Origin of the sequence: Corynebacterium sp. CCUG 70398, assembly GCF_024454055.1 — a bacterium.
Lineage (GTDB): Bacteria > Actinomycetota > Actinomycetes > Mycobacteriales > Mycobacteriaceae > Corynebacterium > Corynebacterium genitalium.
Map to the genome: position 1 here is coordinate 1 of NZ_JAGPYZ010000005.1, position 21,567 is coordinate 21,567.

Genomic DNA, 21,567 nt, shown 5'->3' on the forward strand with positions numbered 1-21,567 from the left:
CTTGCTGGATTCCTTGTCGTCCTTCTCGGACGTGGTCGAAGTAGTGCTCGACTCCTCGTCGTTCGTTTCAGACGTCGTCAAGGTAGTAGTCGTTGGCTTCTCGCTCTGCTCGTCAGTCGGCTCAGCCTGTTCGGTGGTCGTCGTCGTCGGCTTCTCGTCCTGCTTATCAGTCGGCTCAGCCGGCTTGCTGGATTCCTTGTCGTCCTTCTCGGACGTGGTCGAAGTAGTGCTCGACTCCTCGTCGTTCGTTTCAGACGTCGCCGAAGCATCGGTTGGTGTCGTCGGCTCGGCCTCCTCCGAAGCGGACGTTGTCGTTTTCGGAGTCAACTTCTCCTCCTCAGACGTCACCGGTGCAGACGATTCCTGGGTTGTAGGGGAGACCGGAACCGACTGTTCTTCAGTCGACTCCTCTTTTTCAACGATCTTTACAGCCGGAAACGGAGTTGCAGCTGCTTTCTTACCGCCAGGGGCGGTGTAATCCTCAGAGAGACCGCAGCGAACCAACGCGTTGATGTTTTTCTCTGAGAAAAACACCTTCGTGCTCCCCTGGACCAAGCCCTGTACGAATGCGTCGGGGTTGAGCGTTGTAGCATCCGTCTTCCGGATGGATGGTTGTACGGTAGAGCCAGGCTCACCAGTCGCCTTGAGCTTCAGCGTCACCTTAGGCAGCTTCTCGTCGCCCGGCTTCAAAATCTCTGCACCACCGTAGAACCAGCGTCCCTCGTTACTAGCTACCCACTCGGCGGGGTTATCGCCAACGTTCTTCCCGGTAAACCCCACCGGACCGACCTCGACAGGGGCCTGACCCCCGGAAAGTGGACACGTCGGGGGTTATCTATGCTGCTTGGGTCAGTGTAGCTGATGTGAGTGCTTCGAAGTCATCGGGGGCTAGAAGGTTGCACCAGGAGTGTCGTCTGCGCGTGTTGTAGCGCATGCTCATAGGCATCGATGATGGCCGCATCGGTGAGGCGTTGTCCAGCAGCACGGAGCCGGTGTCCGGTCTTTAAAGCATGGCGGAACGCCGTTTCATCACGGGCCGCGCACCCTTGACTAATCCAAAGGACACGGACGCCGTCGATCAGTTCTGGGTCATATTGATCAAGTCCTGCGCCTATTTCGTTTTCAACATCTTCTGCAAGAGCTTTGAAGGCTTGGGCTTCTTCTCGACGAGCCTTCACTGCATTGATGAGTTCACGACCAGAGCTAAATTGCTGACGCATGTTTTTACCGTACTGAGGGTGTCCAGCCATCTCACGCACCTGCCTTAGAAAGTCCTGGAGGCGAATGACGCGATCGTGTTGGTGATACCAGCGATATGCCTCTACTGACTTACCAGTATAAAAAGGACTACGACTAAAACGGTGCGCAAAGTGCGGGTCATGTGCGAGAAGAGCGCCTAACTCCTGGCTCGTAGCTTTTAGCAGCTCCATATTGCTGGAATGCTTATTTTTGCCGGTATACACCGGGTCAATCAGCCAAATAAACTGAGCTTTACCACTTAGCGGATTAATCCCGGCCCATGCTGGCCCAATGCCTCGCTGGACAAGGGCGAAGATAACGCTTTTAACATAAGCATTGAGATGAACTGGATGGCCTCCAGATTCTCCGGGCTGGTCAACATCAATAACCATAACCGCAGAATATTGCTTATTCGTCAGCATGACGTATTCACATCGACCGAGTTTCTCCGAATCAGTGCGATAAAGTCTCGGAACGCTGCGCTTCTTACCGGTTTCTTCATCTACCACGACACGGTAAGCACTTTGAAAGTCACGGCTGATAGAACCGTGTAGCGCATCACGCCCAAGATGCTGGAGAAGTTTTTCCCGGTCAAGCTGACTTGCCGGAGTATCATCTAGACCTGCGCAATCCTGGCGCACTCTAGATGGCGTACCAACACGCGCACCGGTCAAAGTGCCCGGAGAGGAATCATTAGATAGAATCATGCACATGCTTTCCCCCAGCTACTACTGGGTGATAAGCGAAGGTCACTTGGTTGCCGCCGAGTGGCCTTCTTTCGTCTTTAGTATCTCTCAACTGTAAAACACATGACTGTCATTTTGTGCGAGACACACATAAAGATATGTTTTACCTGCAGTAACAGTGTTTGAAATATATTGCAACAAATGCTAAAACCGCAGAGTATCCTGCATAGATACAAGACATCGACTATGGATCATAGGGGTTAGCGGTACTCATGTGTACTGCCGTCCAAATCAAAGGCTTGGTTGTCACCGAGGCAACCAGGACTACTCCAAGCACCACAGCCTCCAGGACTACAGATAACCAAAGAGCCTTTAAAGAGAAACCACATAGATAAACCCCAGTACTTTCTTCCTCACTGCCAATGCTCACTGGAGTGAACAATCCCTTGTGACTTTTGTCGAAGCTCCGCACAATGGTTATAGGCTGCTTCCCCCCGAACGGCCACTATGTATAAGTTCTAGCCCTGCCTCTCGCCCCTCAGGCAGGGCTAGAACTCGTTAATGATTTCTGAGTCAATCGAATACGAACACTTCAGAGTACTAAGAGTGCAACTCCTACGGTAATCATCCGTTCTCGCCACGTAACTACTAGATGAGGGCACCCCTACCGGTAATCACTAATACAGGGTGCCTATCGTGATGATTACTTTGACTGCTGCTCGTCCTTGGCGGCGACAATCATGTGCGCTAGCACCTCCAGGAACTTATTGAGGTTGCCTGGATCTGCCGTGATGGTTTCGAAGACTTCCTGAGACTCCCGGGCCGCCTGCACGAGTGCGCCGAACCCTTTGTTTTTAAAAGCGTCAGTGCCAGCAACCTGTGAGGGGTTATTTTTCCTGACTAATGCCTGCACAGGGGCTGCTAACTGTCTCCGGCGTAACTGAGCACTCCAGCTGGGATTCGTCTGTTCCACTCACCAATCTCGAACGCCTGCGAATCCAGTTGACATGGCCGGCTTCGTACCATGAGCACCAGCGACTGATCGGTGTTTGGTGGTGTCCGGCCCGTACCGGTCGTCACTGCCTTCGCCGACGTGGCAAGGAAGTCCACGGTTCTCATTAGACCGGGACCACTACTCTCCGACGCGCAGCGACACCGTCCAGCGGGTCGCCCCGCAGCATCGTTTCGCCACGAGGCGCATGTCGGACGCTCCAGCCATCGTCTGCAGCACGCGTGCGATGTGGCTCATACGACCACCCCCTTCTTGCGGAATACCTGCCAGGGGTATACTGTTGACTTGTACAGGTACCCGGTAGGGGTACTACAGAGACACAAGGAGGATACATAATGGCTTCGAACAATTACCAGGTGACGGGCATGACCTGCGGGCACTGCGAGATGTCGGTCCGCGAGGAAGTCGGTGAGATCCCCGGCGTCCAGGACATCCAGGTCAGCGCGCAGACCGGCAAGCTTAACGTCACCGCCGAGGGCGAGATTGACGATGCCAAGGTCCTCGCGGCGGTCGAGGAGGCCGGCTACTCGGCGGTGCGTGTCTGATGAAGGCCGGAGGACGGCTTGCGCTCTACGGGGCCGGGCTGGTGGTGGCGTTCGGCGGGGCCTTCGGCCTTGCCGGCGCCGTCATTCCTGACAGCTTCGTAGCAGCATGGGCAGAAGGAAGTGACGTGAACACACACGGTGAAGGACACGGCGGCGCTGCGCAAGAAACTGCGGAGCCCACTCTGAACGGGGTCTCCGCAAGCGCGGACGGCTTCGTACTTTCCCCAGTCCAGGCTCCCACGGCTGCAGGCGAGGATGGAGACCTGAGTTTCCAGATCCTCGACGAGTCCGGCGAAGCGGTGACCGAGTACACTACCGCGCACGAGAAGGACCTGCATCTGATCGCCGTTCGCACCGATGGTACTGGTTTCCAGCACGTGCACCCCGAGCTTGACACGAGCACAGGCACTTGGTCGGTGCCGTGGACCTGGGACGAGGCGGGCACCTACCGCGTGTACGCCGACTTCACACCCGAGGGCGAGGGAGCCGAAGGGATCACCCTGACTCGCGCCGTCGAGGTGGCGGGCGACTTCGCCCCTGTTGAGACCGAGTCACAGACCACCGACGAGGTCGACGGATACACCGTCTCCCTGAATGGCGACCTTACCGCCGGCACCTCAAGCGAGCTCACCATCTCGGTCGAGCGCGACGGTCAGCCGGTGACCACGCTGGAGCCCTACCTGGGCGCGTTTGGCCACCTGGTGGCGCTGCGCGAAGGCGACCTCGCCTACTTGCACGTCCACGCCGAGGGCGACGAGCCCCAGGCCAGGGACACGGCCGGACCCGAGATCGGATTCGCAGCGGAGGCCCCGACCGCCGACCGTTACCTGCTCTACCTGGACTTCCAGGTCGATGGGCAGGTGCACACCGCCGAGTTCGTGATCGACGCCGAGCATGGTGACGGCTCGCAGACAGACGATTCGCATACCGGCGGCCACTGACCCGCAGGGCCTGGCGTCGCACGAGAGATGAAGAGAGAAGGAAGAGGATGAGTACATTAGCGCCCCCCATCGGTGGGCCGGACATCGAGCTGGAGATCGGCGGGATGACCTGCGCCTCCTGTGCGAACCGGATCGAGAAGAAGCTGAACAAGCTCGAGGGCGTCGCGGCCACGGTCAACTACGCCACCGAGAAGGCCAAGGTCACCGTGCCTGCCGGCTACGATCCGGGCCTGCTGGTCGCCGGTCGAGAAGACCGGCTACACGGCTGCGCTGCCCAAGCCCAAGGGCACCACGGCGAACACGTCGGAGACCGAGGCCGGGGAGGAGGAAGACACTGAGCTCACCTCGCTGCGCCATCGGCTAGTCGGCGCCATTGTGCTCACGGTTCCCGTGATCGCCATGGCCATGATCCCCGCACTGCAGTTCGTATATTGGCAGTGGGCCTCACTCGCGCTTGCCGCCCCGGTGATCATCTGGGCAGCCTGGCCGTTCCATAAGGCCGCATGGACGAACCTCAAGCACGGTACCGCGACGATGGACACACTCATCTCGATGGGCACCTCGGTCGCACTGCTGTGGTCCGTCTACGCACTATTCTTCGGAACCGCTGGCACACCCGGGATGACGCACCCGTTCGAGTTCACGATCGCTCCCTCGGATGGCGCGGCGAACATCTATCTCGAAGTTGGCGCGGGCGTGACGATGTTCATCCTCGCCGGCCGCTACTTCGAGAAGCGCTCCAAACGCCAGGCCGGGGCCGCGCTGCGCGCCCTCCTGGAGCTCGGCGCGAAGGAAGTCGCCGTGCTCCGCGACGGCGTTGAGGTGAAGATCCCCACCTCTGACCTCCAGGTCGGCGACGAGTTCATCGTTCGTCCGGGTGAGAAGATCGCCACCGACGGCATCGTGGTCTCCGGCTCCTCCGCGGTGGACGCCTCCATGCTCACCGGCGAGTCCGTACCGGTCGAGGTCCGCGAGGGCGACTCGGTCACCGGTGCCACCGTCAACGCGGGCGGCCGCCTTGTCGTGCGGGCGACCCGTGTCGGTTCGGACACGCAGCTTGCGCAGATGGCGAAGCTCGTCGAGGATGCGCAGACTGGCAAGGCCGAGGTGCAGCGTCTGGCTGACACGATCTCCGGCGTGTTCGTGCCGATCGTCATCGTCGTCGCGTTCATCACCCTCGGCGCCTGGCTGGGAGCCGGATTCCCCGTCGCCGCCGCGTTCACCGCAGCGGTCGCCGTGCTCGTTATCGCCTGCCCCTGCGCGCTGGGACTCGCGACTCCGACCGCGCTGCTGGTCGGCACCGGCCGCGGGGCGCAGATGGGCATCCTCATCAAGGGCCCAGAGGTGCTGGAGTCCACCCGCAAGGTCGATACCGTCGTGCTCGACAAGACCGGTACCGTCACCAGCGGCAAGATGACCCTGACAGATGTGATCACCGAATCCGGTGTGGACCGTGCCGAGCTGCTGCGCTTCGCGGGTGCGTTGGAGGACTCCTCGGAGCACCCGATCGCGCAGGCGATCGCCAAGGGCGCCACCCAGGAAGTCGGCCAGTTGCCCACGCCCGAGGACTTCGCCAATGTTGAAGGCAAGGGCGTGCAGGGCATCGTCGAGGGCACCCCGGTCGTCGTCGGACGCGAGTCGCTGCTGGCCGACTGGTCACAGAAGCTCTCTCCGGAGGTCGCACGGGCGAAGGCTCAAGCTGAGGGTGAAGGCAAGACGGTCGTCGCGATCGGCTGGGACGGTGCTGCGCGCGGCATCCTCGTCGTCGCCGACACCGTCAAGCCCACGAGCGCGGAGGCGATCCGCGGGCTCAAGGAGATCGGCCTGACCCCGGTGCTGCTCACCGGTGACAATGAGGCCGTGGCCCGCCAGATCGCCGCCGAGGTCGGCATCGAGGAGGTCATCGCCGAGGTGCTGCCCAAGGACAAGGTCGACGTCGTCACCCGTCTCCAGGGCGAGGGCAAGATCGTCGCGATGGTCGGCGACGGCGTCAACGACGCCCCCGCGCTCGCGCAGGCCGATCTGGGCCTGGCGATGGGCACCGGCACGGACGTCGCGATCGAGGCCTCCGACATCACCCTGGTCCGCGGCGACCTGCGGGCCGCGGTCGACGCGATCCGTCTGTCTCGGAAGACACTTTCGACGATCAAGACCAACCTGTTCTGGGCATTCGCCTATAACACCGCCGCGATCCCAGTCGCAGCGCTGGGCATGCTCAACCCCATGCTCGCAGGCGCGGCGATGGCGTTCTCCAGCGTCTTCGTCGTCGGCAACAGCCTCCGCCTGCGCGGGTTCAAGAGCGTCGCCACGAAGTGACGAACGAGAACCCACCCATCCATACCAATCCGATACAGAACCCACCCATCCATACGAATCCGATACAGAAGGAACACCAGAAAATGAGCAACTGCTGTAGCACGAACGAGACTAACCCCGCCGCCGAGAACGGTGGACGCGAGAACCTGCTCGGCGGGGGCGCCGATGACATGACCACCTGCCCGGTCATGGTCGGCACCCCGGTCAGCAAGAAGACCGCCGAGGCCGCCGGCCTCTACCGCGACTTCAAGGGCGAGCGCTACTACTTCTGCTGCGCCGGCTGCGGCCCCGCATTTGATTCGGACCCCGCCAAATACGCCGCCAACATGGCGTAATCCACCAGCGTGCCGGGGTGCCGCGGCACCGCTGCGGCACCCCGGCACCTGATCGGAGCGAACCGACATGACCACCCCGACCTCAATGACCGAACCTCACATCGACACCTGCCCGGCGGGAGGCGACGGCGATCCGTCCGTCCACGGATACATCAGCGACAAGGCGACGTACCGCAATCGCCTGCGGCGCCTCGAAGGCCAAATCCGCGGCATCGATCGGATGATCGATGAGGACCGCTACTGCATCGACATCTTCACCCAGATCTCCGCAGCCACCAGGGCACTCGAAAACGTCGCCCTCGGACTGCTCGACGATCACCTCAAGCATTGCGTCCTCGACGCCGCCCTCGCCGGTGGACCAGTCAGCGAGCAGAGGCTCGGCGAGGCATCCGAGGCCATCGCCCGTCTCGTTCGCTCCTGACGCCCGCACACCAAATCGATCACGACCTGCAGCCCAGGAGTTTCCCTATGACCACACAACACGTCCTCATCCTCGGTTCAGGAGCAGCCGGAGCCGCAGCCGCCCGCACTCTCGCCACACGTGACGACGTCCGGGTGACGATGGTGACCCGCACCGGGGAGACGCCTTACACGCGAATGCTCATCAAAGGAATCGCGTTCGGCCCGACCCCGCCGGAGATGATCAAGCTCCCGCTACCTCAGATTGAGGTCATCGCCGACACCGTGCTCGATGTCGATACTACGGCGAAGCGGGTCCAACTGACCTCCGGCGCGCAGGTCTCCTACGACGCGCTCATTGTCGCGACAGGGAGCGTGCCCCGCTCTCTGCCCGCGGGTGTACTCGAAGGCGACGACGTCGGACAAGGCCGGGTCACTGCTCTGCACTCCTTGGAAGATGCCATGGGTATCCGCGATCTGCTGACCAGCCTGGCACGGCCGGCGCGAGTGACGATCTATGGCGGCGGAATCATCGCAGCCGAGACCGCTTCGTCGCTGCAAGCCGACGGACACATGGTCATGCTGGTCTCTCGCAGTTCTGTTCCCGGCATCGGAGCGTTTGGGGCGCCGGTGGCTGAGCGCCTCGCCGCTGACCATGCCGCCAAGGTGCAGACTCGATTCGGTCGCACTCTCCAGCATGTCGACGAAACAGAATCCGGTGTTGCCATCACCCTCGACGACGATCAACGCATCGTGGCCGACTTACTCCTCGTTGCGCTCGGCACGACGCCCGCAGCCCCGTCGCCGTGGACGAACGGCATCGACGTCGATGATCGCCTCCGTGCCGCAGCAGACCACGTCTACGCCGCCGGAGGTGTAGCTACGCATCACGACGAAGCACTGGGCGTCTGGCGCATCGACCATTGGGAAGACGCCGCCGCGCAGGGCACGCACGCCGCACAGGCCGCACTGCACGACCTCGACATCAGCGACGATCCGGGCACCTACCTGCCGCGCAGCCCCTACATGGCGCTGGTCTACGGTCAGATGATCTCCGGAGTCGGGTACACCGCTGGTGCAGACGCCCAGGTGGAAGCCGGCGAGGAGTTCATCGTGCGCCACGAGACCGACGGCACCGTCGTCGGCGTCACCGGCATCGACGCGGTCGGCACCGTCTACCAGTGGGGTCAGCAGCTCCACGGCCTGCAGGCATAGACGATGGCGGGCGACTATACGAGGCAGATCCCGCGGCGGGGTTTCGCGCTCGCGATGGCAGCGACCATTCTCATGATGGCGGCTGCCAGCGCGCCGTCGTTGTTCTACCCCCAGATCGCAGAACAGCTCGGACTCGTCCCCGTCGCCACCACACTCGTATTCGCGGTCTACACCTTCACCCTCCTGGCCGCGCTGCTCTACCTCGGACCGCTCTCCGATCACATCGGCCGACGTCCGGTCGTAACCGCCGGTTCCCTGGCGCTGGCACTCAGCCTGGCCATGTTCTGGTTCGCCGACAGCCTCGCGACACTCCTGGTCGCCCGCGCTCTGCAAGGACTCGCAGCGGGTCTGCTCATCCCGGCCCTGTCGGCGATGATGATCGACTTCGAGCCGCCGTCGCATCCGAACATCGCAGCCCTGTGGAACACGATCGGGCCGATGATCGGTCTCGGGACCGGGGCACTCGGTGCTGCGCTGCTCCTCGATCTCACCCCCGAACCGACAACTGCGGTCTTCGGCCCGCTCGTGCTCGCCTTCCTCACCGTGGCAGCGACGGTGTGGAGCACACCGGAACTGGTCCCCAAGACCCGGATACGACGTGGCGACCTCCGCCCGCGGTTTATGGTGCCACTGCACCTGCGCCGCATGTTCACCGCCGGTGTGCCCGCGATTATCGCCGGGTGGGCGACCAACGGACTCTTCCTCGCGCTCGGAGCCGGCCTCGTCGGCAGTGAGCTCGGGGGCTCCACGCACACCCACGCGGGCATCGTCATCTTCGCACTGGCGATCTCCGGAATCACCGCCTCGTCCGTCCTGCAGCGGCGTTCCGCCCGCACCATCAGCCTGTATGCGACCAGCGCCCTGGCATTCGGCACCGCAGCGAGCATCGTCGCCCTCGCACTCGGTTCCTACCCGGCCTACGTCGTGTCGGTCGCGATCGTCGGTTCCGGGTTCGGCACAGCGTTCCTCGGGGTGCTGCGCACACTCATGCCCCACACGGCATCGTCGGAACGCGCCGCCGTGATGGCTGTGATCTACACGGTCGCCTACCTGGCATTCGGCGTGCCCACCATCGTCGCCGGGTTGCTCGTGCCGGTACTCACCCTGTCAGGAACGATGACAGTCCTCGGTGCGATCATCATCGCCCTCAGCCTTGCAGCCACCGTCCTACGCCTGCGCATTCCTTAGCCGGCCGCAGATCCGGCAGAGACTGACGACTTCTCCGAACTCCCCACCGACTCTCGCCGCCGAACCGCACCCGACCAAGAAGAGCAGCCATGACCTATGCGATCGCGCTTCCCTGCGCGGACGTCAAGGACCGCGCCTGCATCGACGAATGTCCTGTCGACTGCATCTACGAGGGCGAACGCTCGCTCTACATCCATCCCGACGAATGCGTTGACTGCGGAGCCTGCGAACCGGTTTGTCCCGTCGAGGCCATCTACTACGAAGACGACCTGCCCGACGAATGGTCTGACTACTACAAGGCCAACGTCGAGTTCTTCGACGAATTTGGTTCTCCCGGTGGAGCCGCGAAGATCGGACCGGCGGGCTTCGACCATCCCCTCATCGCCGCATTGCCCATCCAACATGAGCAGTCCCTCTGAGAAGGACAATTCGATCGATTCACGCCGGTACAACGCGCAATCCTTGACTAGTACCCCTGGGGGGTATAGGGTAGGTGTCATGATGAAAGGAGCTGACATGCAGAGGAGACTGCGAGCAGGGCTGGCAGCAGGAGTGCTCGGAGTGACACTCGTGCTCGCCGGTTGCAGCAGCGGAGCAGACGAAGACCAGCAGACCGACCCTTCGGCTACTGAGGAGCAGGGCCACGGCGGCGACAATGCAGAAAGCGGAGATGAGGAAATGGATCACTCGATGGAGCACCCGATGGACGGCGGACCGGCACCCGAGGGTATCGCCGAAGCCAGTGACCCCACATACCCGGTCGGCACAGAGGTACAGCTCACGGCCGACCACATGGAAGGCATGGACGGTGCGACAGCGACGATCTCCGGCGCATTCGACACGTACACGTACTCCGTGAACTACACTAACGCAGGTGGCGGCGACCCCGTCACGGACCACAAGTGGGTCGTGCAGGAAGAAATCGAGGATGCCGGCGACGAGCGCCTGACCGATGGCACAGCGGTGACGCTGCTCGCCAAGCACATGGAGGGCATGGAGGGCGCGAGGGCCACCATCGCTTCGTCCACCGATGAGACGGTCTACATGGTCGACTACGAGACGGACGGCATGAAGATGACGAACCACAAGTGGGTCGTCGAGAGCGAGATCCAACCAGCGCCCTGAGCCGACGTTCGCTTGCCCGGCGACCGGGTGAGCGGCATGGCTCGATGACGAAGGAGAAGAACGATGACGGACCCGAACTCACACCAGCACCACGGTCACGGAACCGATGCACCCGCTCACGGCGAGCATCACCACGGGTCTGTGTCCGCGCACGCCTCGGCGGAGGCGCACGGCACGCACGAGGGCCAGCACACTGGACACCAGGGCCACGCCATGAACCACGGGCAGCACTCAGACCACACGGGCCTCGATGAGAACGGTGTCCACGGAGATCACAGCGGCCATGGCGGCCACGGAGATCACAGCGGCCATGGCGGCCACGGGGACCACGTTGGCCAGTTCCGCCGGCTGTTTTGGATCAACCTCGTCATCGCCATCCCCGCGGTCACCCTCTCGCCGATGTTCTCCATGCTGCTGGGCTACGAGGTCCCCGGCTGGGCGGGCTGGGTCGCCGCGGTACTGGGCACCGTCATGTACGTCTGGGGCGGCAGGCCCTTCCTCACCGGCGCCGTCAGCGAGTTGAAGTCCCGCAAGCCCGGGATGATGCTGCTCATCGCTCTGGCGATCACGGTGGCCTTCTTCGCCTCCTGGGCCGCGACCCTCGGGCTTGTCCATCACGAGCTGGAGTTCTGGTGGGAGCTGGCGCTGCTGATCGTGATCATGCTGCTGGGCCACTGGATCGAGATGCGCTCCCTGGCCCAGACCACCTCGGCGCTCGACTCGTTGGCTGCACTGCTGCCCGACGAGGCCGAGCGCGTCGAGGGCGAGAACGTCGTTAAGGTGGCCCCAGCCGACCTCGTTGTGGGTGACGTCGTGATCGTGCGCCCCGGCGGCAGCGTTCCGGCCGACGGCACCATCGTCGACGGCCGCGCCGACATGGACGAGTCCATGATCACCGGCGAGTCCCGCCCGGTCTCTCGGGGCGAGGGCGAGACAGCTACCGCCGGCACCGTCGCCACCGACTCCGGCCTGCGGGTGAAAATCACCGCCACCGGCGACGACACCGCCCTGGCCGGGATCAACCGGCTCGTCACCGAGGCCCAGAACTCCTCCTCCCGCGCCCAGCGGATCGCCGACAAGGCCGCGGCCTGGCTGTTCTGGTTCGCTCTCGGCGCGGCGCTGGTCACCGCTGTCGTCTGGACGCTCATCGGCATGCCCGACGAGGCCGTGGTCCGTACCATCACCGTACTCGTCATCGCCTGCCCCCACGCCCTCGGCCTGGCGATCCCGCTCGTGGTCTCCATCGCCACCGAGCGCGCCGCCCGCGGCGGCGTGCTGGTCAAGGACCGCCTCGCCCTGGAGTCGATGCGGCAGGTCGACGCAGTGCTCTTCGACAAGACCGGCACACTGACCAAGGGCGAGCCCACCGTCACCGGCGTCGAACCGACCGGCGACCTCGACGCCGACCAGGTCCTCGCCCTCGCGGCCTCGGCCGAGGCCGACAGCGAGCACCCGCTCGCCAAGGCCATCGTCGCCGCCGCCAAGGACAAGGGCCTCGCCCTTCAGCAGGCCAGCGGCTTCTCATCCTCGCCCGCCGTCGGAGTCACCGCGACTGTCGCCGGCCAGGAGGTCCGCGTCGGCGGCCCCCGGCTGCTTGAGGAGACCGGCCAGCACGAGGTCGGCACAGCCGAGGAATGGCGTTCTGAGGGCGCGATCATCCTGCACGTCCTCCGCGACGGCCAGGTGGTCGGCGGCCTCAAGCTCGCCGACGAGATCCGCCCCGAATCCCGCAACGCCGTCGACGCCCTCCACGCCCTGAGCGTCGAGGTCGTCATGATCACCGGCGACGCCGAGGCCGTGGCGAACGAGGTCGGACGGGAGCTCGGCATCGACCGCGTCTTCGCCGGCGTCCGCCCCGAGGACAAGTCCGCCAAGGTCGCCCAACTGCAGCACGAGGGCAAGAAGGTCGCCATGGTCGGCGACGGCGTCAACGACGCCCCGGCACTGGCCCAGGCCGACGTCGGCATCGCGATCGGCGCCGGCACCGATGTCGCCATCGCCTCGGCCGGGGTGATCCTGGCCAGCTCCGACCCCCGGTCGGTGCTCTCCATCATCCAGCTCTCACGACGCGCATACGGTAAGATGAAGCAGAACCTGTGGTGGGCCGCCGGATACAACCTCATCTCCGTGCCGCTTGCGGCCGGCATCCTGGCACCGGTGGGATTCGTCCTGCCAATGTCGATCGGCGCGATCCTGATGTCGGCCTCCACCGTGGTCGTCGCGCTCAACGCCCAACTCCTGCGGCGCATCGACCTCACACCCGAAGCCAGCACGCGTTCCGTCCTGGAACGCCAGAAGTAAGGACATGCCCATGTCTGTCGACACCGATTCTCATCAGCACGGATACATCAACGACAAGGAGCGCTACCTCGGCCGTATGAAGCGCATTGAGGGTCAAGCCCGAGGGATCGCGAAGATGATCGATGAAGAGAAATACTGCATCGACATCCTCACCCAGGTATCCGCCCTGACCCGCGCCCTCCAGGGGGTCGCGACCGGTCTACTCGACGATCATCTCAAGCACTGTGTGCTCGACGCAGCGAAGCTCAGCGACGAGGCGGCCGTCGAGAAGATACAGGAAGCCACCGACGCCATCAACCGACTCGTCCGCTCCTAATCCCGGACCCCGAGGCCGCGTTCCAGGACACGGCGGGAAGCCCTCACGACGCCCTCCACGCCTGATCCTCACCGACACGCCGTCCGCCCGCGATGCGCCCACTTTCGCTCAACGGGCCAGGCGAGCCGGCGCCCACGGCGTGCGCTTGCAGGCCGCGGCCGGGCTGCTGCGCATGAGTGCGGTGTACCAACGCCCCGTGGTCCGCTCGACCGCACCCCTACGATCCTCGTCCTTCGCACGCTCCATTCCGACCCCGAGCTGCAGTGCGACGTCACCGTCGAAACCCTGACCGCGACCGTCGACCCCCTGTCCCTCGAACTGCCGGAGACCTCGCTGGCACCCGCTTGGACCAGCGTCGAACCCCCACAACACGGGTGGAGATACATTGCGGACGTGTCCAGTCTGACGCTGATGCGTAGCGTCCGTGCCGGCATCGAGGCCGTGGCCCAAGCACTTCCCGACAAACCCGGCGACGATGTCGCCCGCAAGATCCGGGGCATGGTCTGGGGCACCCCGGACACAGCCCTCGCGTCGCTGCCACAAGGCGTCGCGTTCGCCGCCTACGTCTTCGGGTTCCTCAGCTCCGAAGGAGAGGCCGCGATCTCCACCGCCGGCCGCTGGACGCGGTTGACCCTTCCGACTGGACACGTACTCCTGCGCGGACCCGTCGTCTCTGGCCTCACCTCAATCCGCCGCACCCGGCCACGCGTCTCCGAGTCCTTCAAACCAATCGGATAATACTTGATACCCCATAGGGGTAAAGGGTAGGATTGGTGACTATGAGAGAGGCTGAACACGCGCACGCCACGTATGACACACCGCACCTGGATGCGGCCGGGATCGTGAGTCGGCAGCAACGCGAGTCCGGCGACTTCTACCTATTGACCGGTGTACATGCCGGGCATCAGCAGCAGGAACGCATCCCTGCGGGTTCAACCTCGAACTCGCGACCAAACTGACTAAGGAGGCATTATGCCCCGTTTTTCCCGATTGACCCCTGAGACCGCAGTGGGGAGCTCACGAGACTTGCTCGGCGATCTCGTCGAGCGGCACGGCGAGGTCGGAGACATGGTCTCGACGATGGCGCATTCCCCGGCGGTGCTCGGCGGTTATCTCCAGCTGAGCAAAGCCATGCGTCGCGCCAAGCTCGACCGCAAGGTCAGCGAGCTCGTTTCGATCGCCGTGCAGTCGCAGCAAGGATGCGGAATGTGCCTGGCCTCGCACATCAGCGCGGCACGATCACTCGGGGTCAGCGATAACGAGATCGCACTCGCCCAGCAGGGTACGGCGATGACCGGCCCGGTCGCGGCGATGATCGCGCTCGGCCTCCAGGTCTACCGTGAGCCTGCGTCGATCACCGACGAGCAGATCGACGAGCTTCGGGGGTTCGGGTACAGCGACCGTGAGATCTCTGATGTCGTCGGGGTCGTGTCGCTGAACATTCTCACCGGCGCCTTCAACCTGGTTGCCGGCCTCACGCCGGGCGACTGATCTTGCCGGCGACTTGGCGCCTTGGCCGAGAGGATAGGCAGCGGTCTGCAAAACCTTGTACACGGGTTCGAGTCCCGTAGGCACCTCCACTTTCCGCCGAATCCAATAAGGCACGCGTCGCAGGAAGCGGGCAGTCCACCCTCGGGCGCGCCGGAACCTCTGAGCTTCATTTCGCATCGAGCGACAGATCACACTCGACAATATCGTCATAGAGCGATATAATCGCTATATGACTATGAATCAACAAGAGGGGGCAACCCTCGACGAGGTGGCGACAGCAGCGTACGCCCACCTGTTCCAGGCATTTGCAGAACCGACGAGGTTGGCGATCGTGCAGCACCTCGCCTCGGGCGAGCACCGGGTCCGCGATCTGGTCGAGCACATGGGCCTGGCCCAGTCCACGGTAAGCAAACATGTCGGCTTTCTCGTTGAGTGCGGCCTGGCGACGATGCGCCCGGAAGGGCGCTCCACCTGGTACTCGCTGACACAGCCCGAACTCCTGCGTACCCTCGTCGCCGCTGCCGAATGCCTCCTCGATGCCACCGGCACGCAGGCCCTGCTCTGCACGCACCTGCGACTCCCACATACCCACCACGCGACAGATACGGAGAAGAAGTAGACATGGGCGCAGGACACAATCACGGCCCCGCAGCCAGCGAGACCGGGCACCCTGGAGATTTCCGCAAGAAACTCTGGATCGCATTCTCGATCACCGCGACGATCGTCGTCGCCCAGGCCATCGGCTCGGTCATCACCGGCAGCCTCGCACTGCTAACCGACACCGCCCATGCCATCACCGATGCCGTCGGCCTACTGGTCGCACTGATCGCCGGGACGCTGATGCTCAAGCCCGCCAACTCCAAGCGCACCTGGGGGTTCCGACGTATCGAGGTGATCGCAGCCCTCGGACAGTCGGCACTGCTGCTGGTGGTGGGCACGTACGCCGCCATCGAAGGAATCCGGCGACTGTTCGAGCCGCCGGAGGTGCCCGCAAGCGAACTGCTGATCTTCGGCATCATCGGCCTGGTCGCGAACATCATCGCCATCACCATCCTCGCCTCCAGCCGCGGTTCGAACTTCAACATGCGTGCCGCGTTCCTCGAAGTCCTCAACGACGCCCTCGGCTCACTCGGAGTGATCATCGCGGCGATCGTGATCTCCACGACCGGGTTCATGCAGGCCGACGCCATCGCCGGACTGTTCATCGCCACCCTGATCGTGCCTCGCGCGTTCAAGCTGATGCGCGAGACCACCGGCGTCCTCATGGAGTTCACTCCTAAGGGCCTCGACCTCGACAAAGTCCGCTCACACATCCTCGAACTCGACCACGTCCAGGATGTTCATGATCTGCACGCCTCCACTGTGGCGACCGGCCTACCGACCCTGACCGCCCACGTCGTCGTCGACGACGAATGCTTCACCGACGGTCATGCCGCCCAGATGCTCCAAGAGATCAAAGACTGCGTCGCAGGACACTTCGAGGTCTCCGTCCATCACGCAACCTTCCAGATCGAGACCGAGCACATTGCCGAACATGAACCGGAAGTCAGCAAGCACGACTGAACGCAGCGCCCCCTCCCGGGCTCGTACCGGGCGGGGCGCTTCCGCATCACACAGGTAGGCACTACCCCTATGGGGTACTATGGCCAATTGGCACCACGGGCAGGCACGAGAAGGAATCCCATGAAAAACCTCAGGTCATTGCCGAAGTACGGCGGGAAGAAAACCGCTGCAACCACCGTCGTGATCGGCGCTTTCCTGCTCACCGGATGCGCGGCCGCCAACGACTCACCCTCAGCCACCTCGGCCAGCGGAGCCGAGATTCTTGTCGAGAATGGTCTCGAAGGCCTCGACGTGCGGGAGCTGGTCGAAACGCTCGATGCGATCCCGCTGGACGATCGCACGGAGACCTTGACCACGTCGATCACTGCGGAGATGGTCACGCTCACTGATCAGCACGAGCACGCGACAGAGGTGCGGTTGCCCAGTGACGAGATCTACGTATCCGTTGCCCCGTATCGGTCGCAGACCCATGATTGCTACTACCACAGCCCGACCGGATGCCTGGGCGAGCTGCGCAACGCAGACGTGGCCGTAACGGTGACGGATGCGACGACCGGCGAGACGATCGTCGACGAGGAGTTGAGAACCCTCGACAACGGCTTCGTCGGGATCTGGCTGCCCCGAGGCATCGAGACATCGATCTCGATCACCCACGACGGCCAGACCGTCACCTCCGAACTTTCGACCGTCGGCGACGATGCGCAAACCTGCCTGACCACGATGCGACTGGTCTAAAACTAGCACCACGGGAATACCCCCACCGGGTAGGGTGTTGTGATGTGCGCGCGGTCTATCGCACGCGACGTGTAATAGGAAGGAAAGCAGTCCCATGAGCGAAGTCACCACCGTCGACACCCAGGCCTTCGAAGAGGTTGTGCTCCAGAGCGAGGTCCCCGTTCTCGTGGACTTCTGGGCAGCCTGGTGCGGCCCGTGCCGTGCGATCGCGCCGGTCCTGGACCAGATTGCAGCTGAGCAGGATGGAAAGCTCCTCATCGCCAAGCTCAATGTCGACGAGAACCCCGACATCGCCTCACGCTACAACATCAGTTCGATCCCTGTGATGAAGGTCTTCGACAAGGGTGAAATCGTGCGCGAGATCATTGGGGCGATGCCGAAGCCGCAGATCGAGCAACGCCTCGAAGGCATTATCTGAGGCTCGGCCGTCGAACCGTTCCCGAACTCCGCCGACCGTTGCGCGGCAGTTGATGGTCGCCCGACTCAGCGTGATTGCATACGTAATGCAAGACTGCGCAGTGCAACGAGCGCTTGAAGTGGCAGGACCCCGTTACCGAAGGCGGTCTTCTGCTGATTTGCAGTCAGTCCGCCCATCGTGTCGGTAATCCATCTGACTGGCAGATCCATAAGCCATTCCACGAACTCCGGCGACGGGCGTGGCCCTCTGTCCTCGTTCATATACACCAAATACACGGTTTGCAAGAAGTTAAGCAGTGTCACCAGAAAAGGGATTCTTCCATGGCACTGCCACCAGAAAAAATTGCTCAGCTTCAAGCAGCCCAAAAGACTGCCCAAGACCGAGAAGTTAATCAAGCAAAAGAACTTATAAACGCCCAAGACATTGGCTACACATCCAAACTCTTCGTCCAAGCATTATTTCCATACCGCAAGACCGACGAAGAAAAACGAGTCATAGAGACAGCACAAGGCCGAATCGTTGTCTACGCCGATGGAGGATTGCCCTACGGCAAATATCCCCGACTAATCATGGCCTACATCGTCACCCGTGCCGTGGAAAACGCAGGAAAGCTCAAAGCAGGCAAAATAGACCTTGAGCAAGCAGTCCGCATCCCTCTCGGACACTCCATGAACCACTTCCTCCAAGCCATCGGAGTAACTGGACGCGGCACAGGTGGCGCAACAGGGAACTTGGCCAATATCCGCGAGCAATTATTGCGCCTGGCTGATGCTCGCGTGACCGTCAAAGAGGACGATGGCGTACGCGCACGTGGTAAACACACTCAAATTATGGATGAATGGGACTTATGGTTTGATGCACGCGACCCTAATCAGGGAAGCTTCATCGAGTCCTACATCAAACTCACGCCACAATTTTTCCAGCACATTGTCGAAGCCCCCATCCCTATCGACCTTGCTGTACTACGCCAGCTCACCAAGCCACGGTCAATGGACATTTATATCTGGCTAACGGTCAAGCAGTTTTGGCTTAGCAAAAACAACCGAGACTCCTACCTTTTTACCTGGGACATGATGGCACAAAGCTTCGCCACCAAAGAGCTAGTATCAGGGCAAGACTGGGTGAACTTCCGCAACGAAATCAAGAAAGCCATCCACGATGTTCAGGCGATATGGCGTAATTGTGGAATAAAAGCCGACCTCGATGGAGTCACCGTCACTAAGACATCTCCCTCAGTTGAGAAAAAACCGCCACGTCCGCAGCTGGATTAATACTCATCAACGAGTGAGCGCCCCCTTGTGGGCGCTTTCTTTATGCCCTGGTCAGGCTGCGCATATTTACCAATACGGCTGCGCATATTTACCAATATCCAAGCAGTTATCCACAGGGCTTGAACTGGGATTTTATCTATTTCCCCTGGTCGCTTATAACTATAAACTGTAGAACTATATCCAGCAGGGGTAAACCAACCAGTCAACGCTAACGCTAACTAGTAAATAAGATTCCATCGTGGCTCACGCCCTCACTAACGTTCGGTTGTGCTGCCGCCCAAATCAAAGATTTGGTTGCCACCGAGACAACCTGGACTACTCACTGACCACAGCCTCCAGGACTACAGATAACCAAAGAATCTTTAAAGAGAACTCTCACAAAGGAACCCCAATAATTTCATCCTTACTGTCAATGCTCACTGGAGTGGGCACGCCCTTGTTACTTTTGTCGAAGCTCCGCAGAATAGTTTGTAGACCGCTCCCTCCCCATTACGTTGTTGGCAGTTCCGCTTGAAGGGGCCCAGGATTCGTACTCCTAGCCCCATGCTGGGGCAGGTTATGTTTATCTGCGTTCCTTCTGCCTTGTGGCAGTGGAACTAGTCGCTGGCTTCGGTATGGCTTGTTTTCGTCCCTGTCTGAAAATGATCCGGGGGGTGATGCCACCGAAGGCAGTGACATACTCCAGACTGCTAATAGGAACCTGACCCGCACAGAATGTGCGAAGTCTCAAAGTAATGTGGATGCCAGCGTGAAGTATGTCCGACCACCAGCGATGAAATAAGTCCCATACTCATTCAATTCGCTAGGAGGTCTAGCATGACCTACGACTATGTCATCGGCATGGACGTCGGTAAATATTTTCACCACGCTTGCGTCTTAGATATCGACGGCACCCAGGTGCTATCTAAGCGCATCAACCAAAACGAAAAATCCCTGCGCACACTGTTTTCAACGTTCAGCGCACACGACCACAAAGTCCTTGTCGTCGTGGACCAGCCAAATAACATTGGTCGACTAACTGTCGCAGTTGCTCAAGATATCGGAATCGACGTGCGCTACCTTCCCGGTTTGGCTATGCGTCAACTCTCACGCATCCACGCTGGCAATGCCAAAACTGATATCCGGGACGCCTATATCATTGCCCACGCTGCAAAGAACCTTCCGGAGTCCCTCCGCAGCGTCGACCGTGTCGAAGAAGCCTTCCTCCAATTGAAAGTCCTCAACGGCATCGACGAAGACTTAGCGCGGTCCTACACCAGGCTCATCAATCAGATTCGAAGTGCACTAGTAGGCTGCTACCCGCAATTCGAACAGGCCCTTCGCGGTCAGATAATCCACCGCAAGTGGGTTCTGCACCTACTTGCACGCTACGGCGGACCGACCAAGATAAAACGCCTCGGAAAAGCCAAGGCAGCTGCCTTTGCTCGACGATATAAGGCACGCAATCCCGAACCTGTCCTCGATGCCATATTCGCTGCTATCTCTGAGCAAACAGTCACCATTGCAGGTGCGCACTATGCCGAAATGGGCATAGCAATGTCGGCGAAAGACGCACTCTTAAAACTCGAACATCGCAAACAAATCGAGCAGGAAGTCATCGAGCTCATCAACGACATCCCCCACACTCAAATCCTGCTATCCATGCCAGGAATCGGACCAAAGACGGCAGCACAAATTCTCATGACCGCGGGCGACATGTCCGACTTTCCGTCAGCTGGGCACTTGGCCTCTTACGCTGGTTTGTCGCCCCGAACGAATCAGTCCGGAACCTCGATCATGTCGAACTCACTGAACCGTGCCGGCAATAAAAAATTAAAGAACGCCCTATGGCAATCATCTTTTGCATCCATCAGATTCCACGAGCGTTCCCGGCAATTCTATGAACGAAAGCGCCGTGATGGCAAGAGACACAACGCCGCAGTAGTGGCACTAGCCCGCAGACGGCTCAACGTCCTCTACGCCATGATGCGCAACCACGAGTGCTACCGCGATCCCGCCTTACAACAGGAAGGAATCGCAGCCTAAACACCAAGAACGAAACAGCCGACTGGGAAAACCCAGTCGGCTAGCAGGCATGCCCGAAAACCACACGACCAAACAACCCCGTAGAGAGAATCCGCCCCCGATTTCTCCACCCGCGAGGTTGACAACCTATATAGGAACACCCCCCCGGACGGTCACTGTCACACTCAAGCCCTGCCTCTAGCCCCTCAGGCAGGGCTTGAGCGATTTAGTGCTTCTTGAGTTGATTCAGCACGAATGCTTCGGCTTCTTCGGTGGCCTGTGTGGACGCTTCCAGCGCTGTAATAAGCGCACGTTGTTGTTGACCATCGAGCCTGTCCCAATCTGCTCGCAGAGCACTGACAATACGTGCGATTGCCATCTCTCCACCACTGAGTGTGCCGTTGTTTGACCCTAACGACGGCACACCAGCTTGGCGCAACAGCTCATCAATTGGGCGAGTCATGACG

General features: G+C 61.4%; 20 protein-coding genes, 1 tRNA gene and 3 pseudogenes. 20 read left to right on the forward strand and 4 right to left on the reverse strand.

The genetic code is table 11. From position 1 onward, the window contains the following. The 3 genes and pseudogenes from KBX07_RS06870 to KBX07_RS06880 all read right to left on the reverse strand — a co-directional run. Positions 1 to 780 (reverse strand): annotated as a pseudogene (locus KBX07_RS06870) (hypothetical protein); the annotation flags it as partial. A gap of 497 nt (positions 781 to 1,277) precedes the next feature. Next, positions 1,278 to 1,952, reverse strand: a pseudogene (locus tag KBX07_RS11440) (replication initiation protein); the annotation flags it as partial. Between the two features lie 676 nt (positions 1,953 to 2,628). Continuing rightward, complete coding sequence (locus tag KBX07_RS06880; RefSeq protein WP_070478506.1) at positions 2,629 to 2,838, reverse strand: hypothetical protein; 210 nt, start codon at positions 2,836 to 2,838, stop codon at positions 2,629 to 2,631. A 434-nt stretch (positions 2,839 to 3,272) separates the two neighbouring features. Between KBX07_RS06880 and KBX07_RS06885 the strand changes: the two genes are divergently transcribed. The 20 genes and pseudogenes from KBX07_RS06885 to KBX07_RS06980 all read left to right on the forward strand — a co-directional run bounded on the left by KBX07_RS06885 (position 3,273) and on the right by KBX07_RS06980 (position 21,121). Beyond that, positions 3,273 to 3,482, forward strand: a complete 210-nt coding sequence (locus KBX07_RS06885) for a heavy-metal-associated domain-containing protein (protein WP_070478508.1) — start codon at positions 3,273 to 3,275, stop codon at positions 3,480 to 3,482. Further along, positions 3,482 to 4,423, forward strand: coding sequence for a hypothetical protein (locus KBX07_RS06890; protein ID WP_070478510.1), 942 nt, complete (start codon positions 3,482 to 3,484; stop codon positions 4,421 to 4,423). Before KBX07_RS06885 ends, KBX07_RS06890 begins: the two co-directional genes overlap by 1 nt. A gap of 47 nt (positions 4,424 to 4,470) precedes the next feature. After that, positions 4,471 to 6,739, forward strand: a pseudogene (locus tag KBX07_RS06895) (heavy metal translocating P-type ATPase). 83 nt (positions 6,740 to 6,822) lie between these two features. Further along, on the forward strand, positions 6,823 to 7,074 hold the full coding sequence (locus tag KBX07_RS06900; protein ID WP_070478513.1) for a YHS domain-containing protein: 252 nt from the start codon (positions 6,823 to 6,825) through the stop codon (positions 7,072 to 7,074). 67 nt (positions 7,075 to 7,141) lie between these two features. Further along, a complete protein-coding gene (locus KBX07_RS06905; protein ID WP_083290896.1) occupies positions 7,142 to 7,495 on the forward strand; it encodes a metal-sensitive transcriptional regulator in 354 nt (117 codons plus the stop codon). Positions 7,496 to 7,542: 47 nt separating this feature from the next. Further along, on the forward strand, positions 7,543 to 8,688 hold the full coding sequence (locus KBX07_RS06910; protein ID WP_070478515.1) for an FAD-dependent oxidoreductase: 1,146 nt from the start codon (positions 7,543 to 7,545) through the stop codon (positions 8,686 to 8,688). A gap of 3 nt (positions 8,689 to 8,691) precedes the next feature. Beyond that, positions 8,692 to 9,876: an MFS transporter gene (locus KBX07_RS06915; protein ID WP_070478517.1), complete on the forward strand. Its 1,185-nt coding sequence runs from the start codon at positions 8,692 to 8,694 to the stop codon at positions 9,874 to 9,876. Positions 9,877 to 9,965: 89 nt separating this feature from the next. Beyond that, positions 9,966 to 10,295 carry a ferredoxin gene (gene fdxA / locus KBX07_RS06920; RefSeq protein WP_070478519.1) on the forward strand — a complete coding sequence of 110 codons (330 nt, stop codon included), beginning with the start codon at positions 9,966 to 9,968 and terminating at the stop codon, positions 10,293 to 10,295. A 97-nt stretch (positions 10,296 to 10,392) separates the two neighbouring features. Then, complete coding sequence (locus KBX07_RS06925; protein WP_070478521.1) at positions 10,393 to 11,001, forward strand: YdhK family protein; 609 nt, start codon at positions 10,393 to 10,395, stop codon at positions 10,999 to 11,001. A gap of 213 nt (positions 11,002 to 11,214) precedes the next feature. After that, positions 11,215 to 13,302, forward strand: a complete 2,088-nt coding sequence (locus tag KBX07_RS06930; protein WP_202032245.1) for a heavy metal translocating P-type ATPase — start codon at positions 11,215 to 11,217, stop codon at positions 13,300 to 13,302. Between the two features lie 10 nt (positions 13,303 to 13,312). After that, complete coding sequence (locus tag KBX07_RS06935) at positions 13,313 to 13,618, forward strand: metal-sensitive transcriptional regulator (RefSeq protein WP_070478524.1); 306 nt, start codon at positions 13,313 to 13,315, stop codon at positions 13,616 to 13,618. A gap of 393 nt (positions 13,619 to 14,011) precedes the next feature. Beyond that, positions 14,012 to 14,356: a hypothetical protein gene (locus tag KBX07_RS06940; RefSeq protein ID WP_099299415.1), complete on the forward strand. Its 345-nt coding sequence runs from the start codon at positions 14,012 to 14,014 to the stop codon at positions 14,354 to 14,356. Between the two features lie 234 nt (positions 14,357 to 14,590). Further along, positions 14,591 to 15,109 (forward strand): carboxymuconolactone decarboxylase family protein, encoded by a 519-nt coding sequence (locus KBX07_RS06945; RefSeq protein WP_070478526.1) that lies wholly within the window; start codon positions 14,591 to 14,593, stop codon positions 15,107 to 15,109. Between the two features lie 15 nt (positions 15,110 to 15,124). Next, positions 15,125 to 15,198, forward strand: a tRNA-Cys gene (locus KBX07_RS06950). 140 nt (positions 15,199 to 15,338) lie between these two features. Continuing rightward, positions 15,339 to 15,728 (forward strand): helix-turn-helix transcriptional regulator, encoded by a 390-nt coding sequence (locus KBX07_RS06955; protein ID WP_070478528.1) that lies wholly within the window; start codon positions 15,339 to 15,341, stop codon positions 15,726 to 15,728. A gap of 2 nt (positions 15,729 to 15,730) precedes the next feature. Then, positions 15,731 to 16,672, forward strand: a complete 942-nt coding sequence (locus KBX07_RS06960) for a cation diffusion facilitator family transporter (RefSeq protein ID WP_070478530.1) — start codon at positions 15,731 to 15,733, stop codon at positions 16,670 to 16,672. A gap of 120 nt (positions 16,673 to 16,792) precedes the next feature. Then, positions 16,793 to 17,407, forward strand: a complete 615-nt coding sequence (locus KBX07_RS06965) for a CueP family metal-binding protein (RefSeq protein ID WP_180965366.1) — start codon at positions 16,793 to 16,795, stop codon at positions 17,405 to 17,407. A 94-nt stretch (positions 17,408 to 17,501) separates the two neighbouring features. Further along, positions 17,502 to 17,825: a thioredoxin gene (gene trxA, locus KBX07_RS06970; protein WP_099299417.1), complete on the forward strand. Its 324-nt coding sequence runs from the start codon at positions 17,502 to 17,504 to the stop codon at positions 17,823 to 17,825. A 320-nt stretch (positions 17,826 to 18,145) separates the two neighbouring features. Further along, complete coding sequence (locus KBX07_RS06975) at positions 18,146 to 19,096, forward strand: replication protein RepA (RefSeq protein WP_099299418.1); 951 nt, start codon at positions 18,146 to 18,148, stop codon at positions 19,094 to 19,096. An 816-nt stretch (positions 19,097 to 19,912) separates the two neighbouring features. Beyond that, positions 19,913 to 21,121, forward strand: coding sequence for an IS110 family transposase (locus KBX07_RS06980; RefSeq protein WP_256023537.1), 1,209 nt, complete (start codon positions 19,913 to 19,915; stop codon positions 21,119 to 21,121). Positions 21,122 to 21,326: 205 nt separating this feature from the next. Here the strand turns inward: KBX07_RS06980 and KBX07_RS06985 are convergent, their stop codons facing one another. Further along, on the reverse strand, positions 21,327 to 21,563 hold the full coding sequence (locus KBX07_RS06985; RefSeq protein WP_144691027.1) for an antitoxin: 237 nt from the start codon (positions 21,561 to 21,563) through the stop codon (positions 21,327 to 21,329). Between the last annotated feature and the right edge of the window lie 4 nt (positions 21,564 to 21,567).

Bases quoted from the DNA above. Each gene is read 5' to 3' on its own strand.
- KBX07_RS06885 (WP_070478508.1), top strand. From the start codon at position 3,273: ATGGCTTCGAACAATTACCAGGTGACGGGCATGACCTGCGGGCACTGC.
- KBX07_RS06890 (WP_070478510.1), top strand. From the start codon at position 3,482: ATGAAGGCCGGAGGACGGCTTGCGCTCTACGGGGCCGGGCTGGTGGTG.
- KBX07_RS06900 (WP_070478513.1), top strand. From the start codon at position 6,823: ATGAGCAACTGCTGTAGCACGAACGAGACTAACCCCGCCGCCGAGAAC.
- KBX07_RS06905 (WP_083290896.1), top strand. From the start codon at position 7,142: ATGACCACCCCGACCTCAATGACCGAACCTCACATCGACACCTGCCCG.
- KBX07_RS06910 (WP_070478515.1), top strand. From the start codon at position 7,543: ATGACCACACAACACGTCCTCATCCTCGGTTCAGGAGCAGCCGGAGCC.
- KBX07_RS06915 (WP_070478517.1), top strand. From the start codon at position 8,692: ATGGCGGGCGACTATACGAGGCAGATCCCGCGGCGGGGTTTCGCGCTC.
- fdxA (WP_070478519.1), top strand. From the start codon at position 9,966: ATGACCTATGCGATCGCGCTTCCCTGCGCGGACGTCAAGGACCGCGCC.
- KBX07_RS06925 (WP_070478521.1), top strand. From the start codon at position 10,393: ATGCAGAGGAGACTGCGAGCAGGGCTGGCAGCAGGAGTGCTCGGAGTG.
- KBX07_RS06930 (WP_202032245.1), top strand. From the start codon at position 11,215: ATGAACCACGGGCAGCACTCAGACCACACGGGCCTCGATGAGAACGGT.
- KBX07_RS06935 (WP_070478524.1), top strand. From the start codon at position 13,313: ATGTCTGTCGACACCGATTCTCATCAGCACGGATACATCAACGACAAG.
- KBX07_RS06945 (WP_070478526.1), top strand. From the start codon at position 14,591: ATGCCCCGTTTTTCCCGATTGACCCCTGAGACCGCAGTGGGGAGCTCA.
- KBX07_RS06955 (WP_070478528.1), top strand. From the start codon at position 15,339: ATGACTATGAATCAACAAGAGGGGGCAACCCTCGACGAGGTGGCGACA.
- KBX07_RS06960 (WP_070478530.1), top strand. From the start codon at position 15,731: ATGGGCGCAGGACACAATCACGGCCCCGCAGCCAGCGAGACCGGGCAC.
- KBX07_RS06965 (WP_180965366.1), top strand. From the start codon at position 16,793: ATGAAAAACCTCAGGTCATTGCCGAAGTACGGCGGGAAGAAAACCGCT.
- trxA (WP_099299417.1), top strand. From the start codon at position 17,502: ATGAGCGAAGTCACCACCGTCGACACCCAGGCCTTCGAAGAGGTTGTG.
- KBX07_RS06975 (WP_099299418.1), top strand. From the start codon at position 18,146: ATGGCACTGCCACCAGAAAAAATTGCTCAGCTTCAAGCAGCCCAAAAG.
- KBX07_RS06980 (WP_256023537.1), top strand. From the start codon at position 19,913: ATGACCTACGACTATGTCATCGGCATGGACGTCGGTAAATATTTTCAC.
- KBX07_RS06985 (WP_144691027.1), bottom strand. From the start codon at position 21,563: ATGACTCGCCCAATTGATGAGCTGTTGCGCCAAGCTGGTGTGCCGTCG.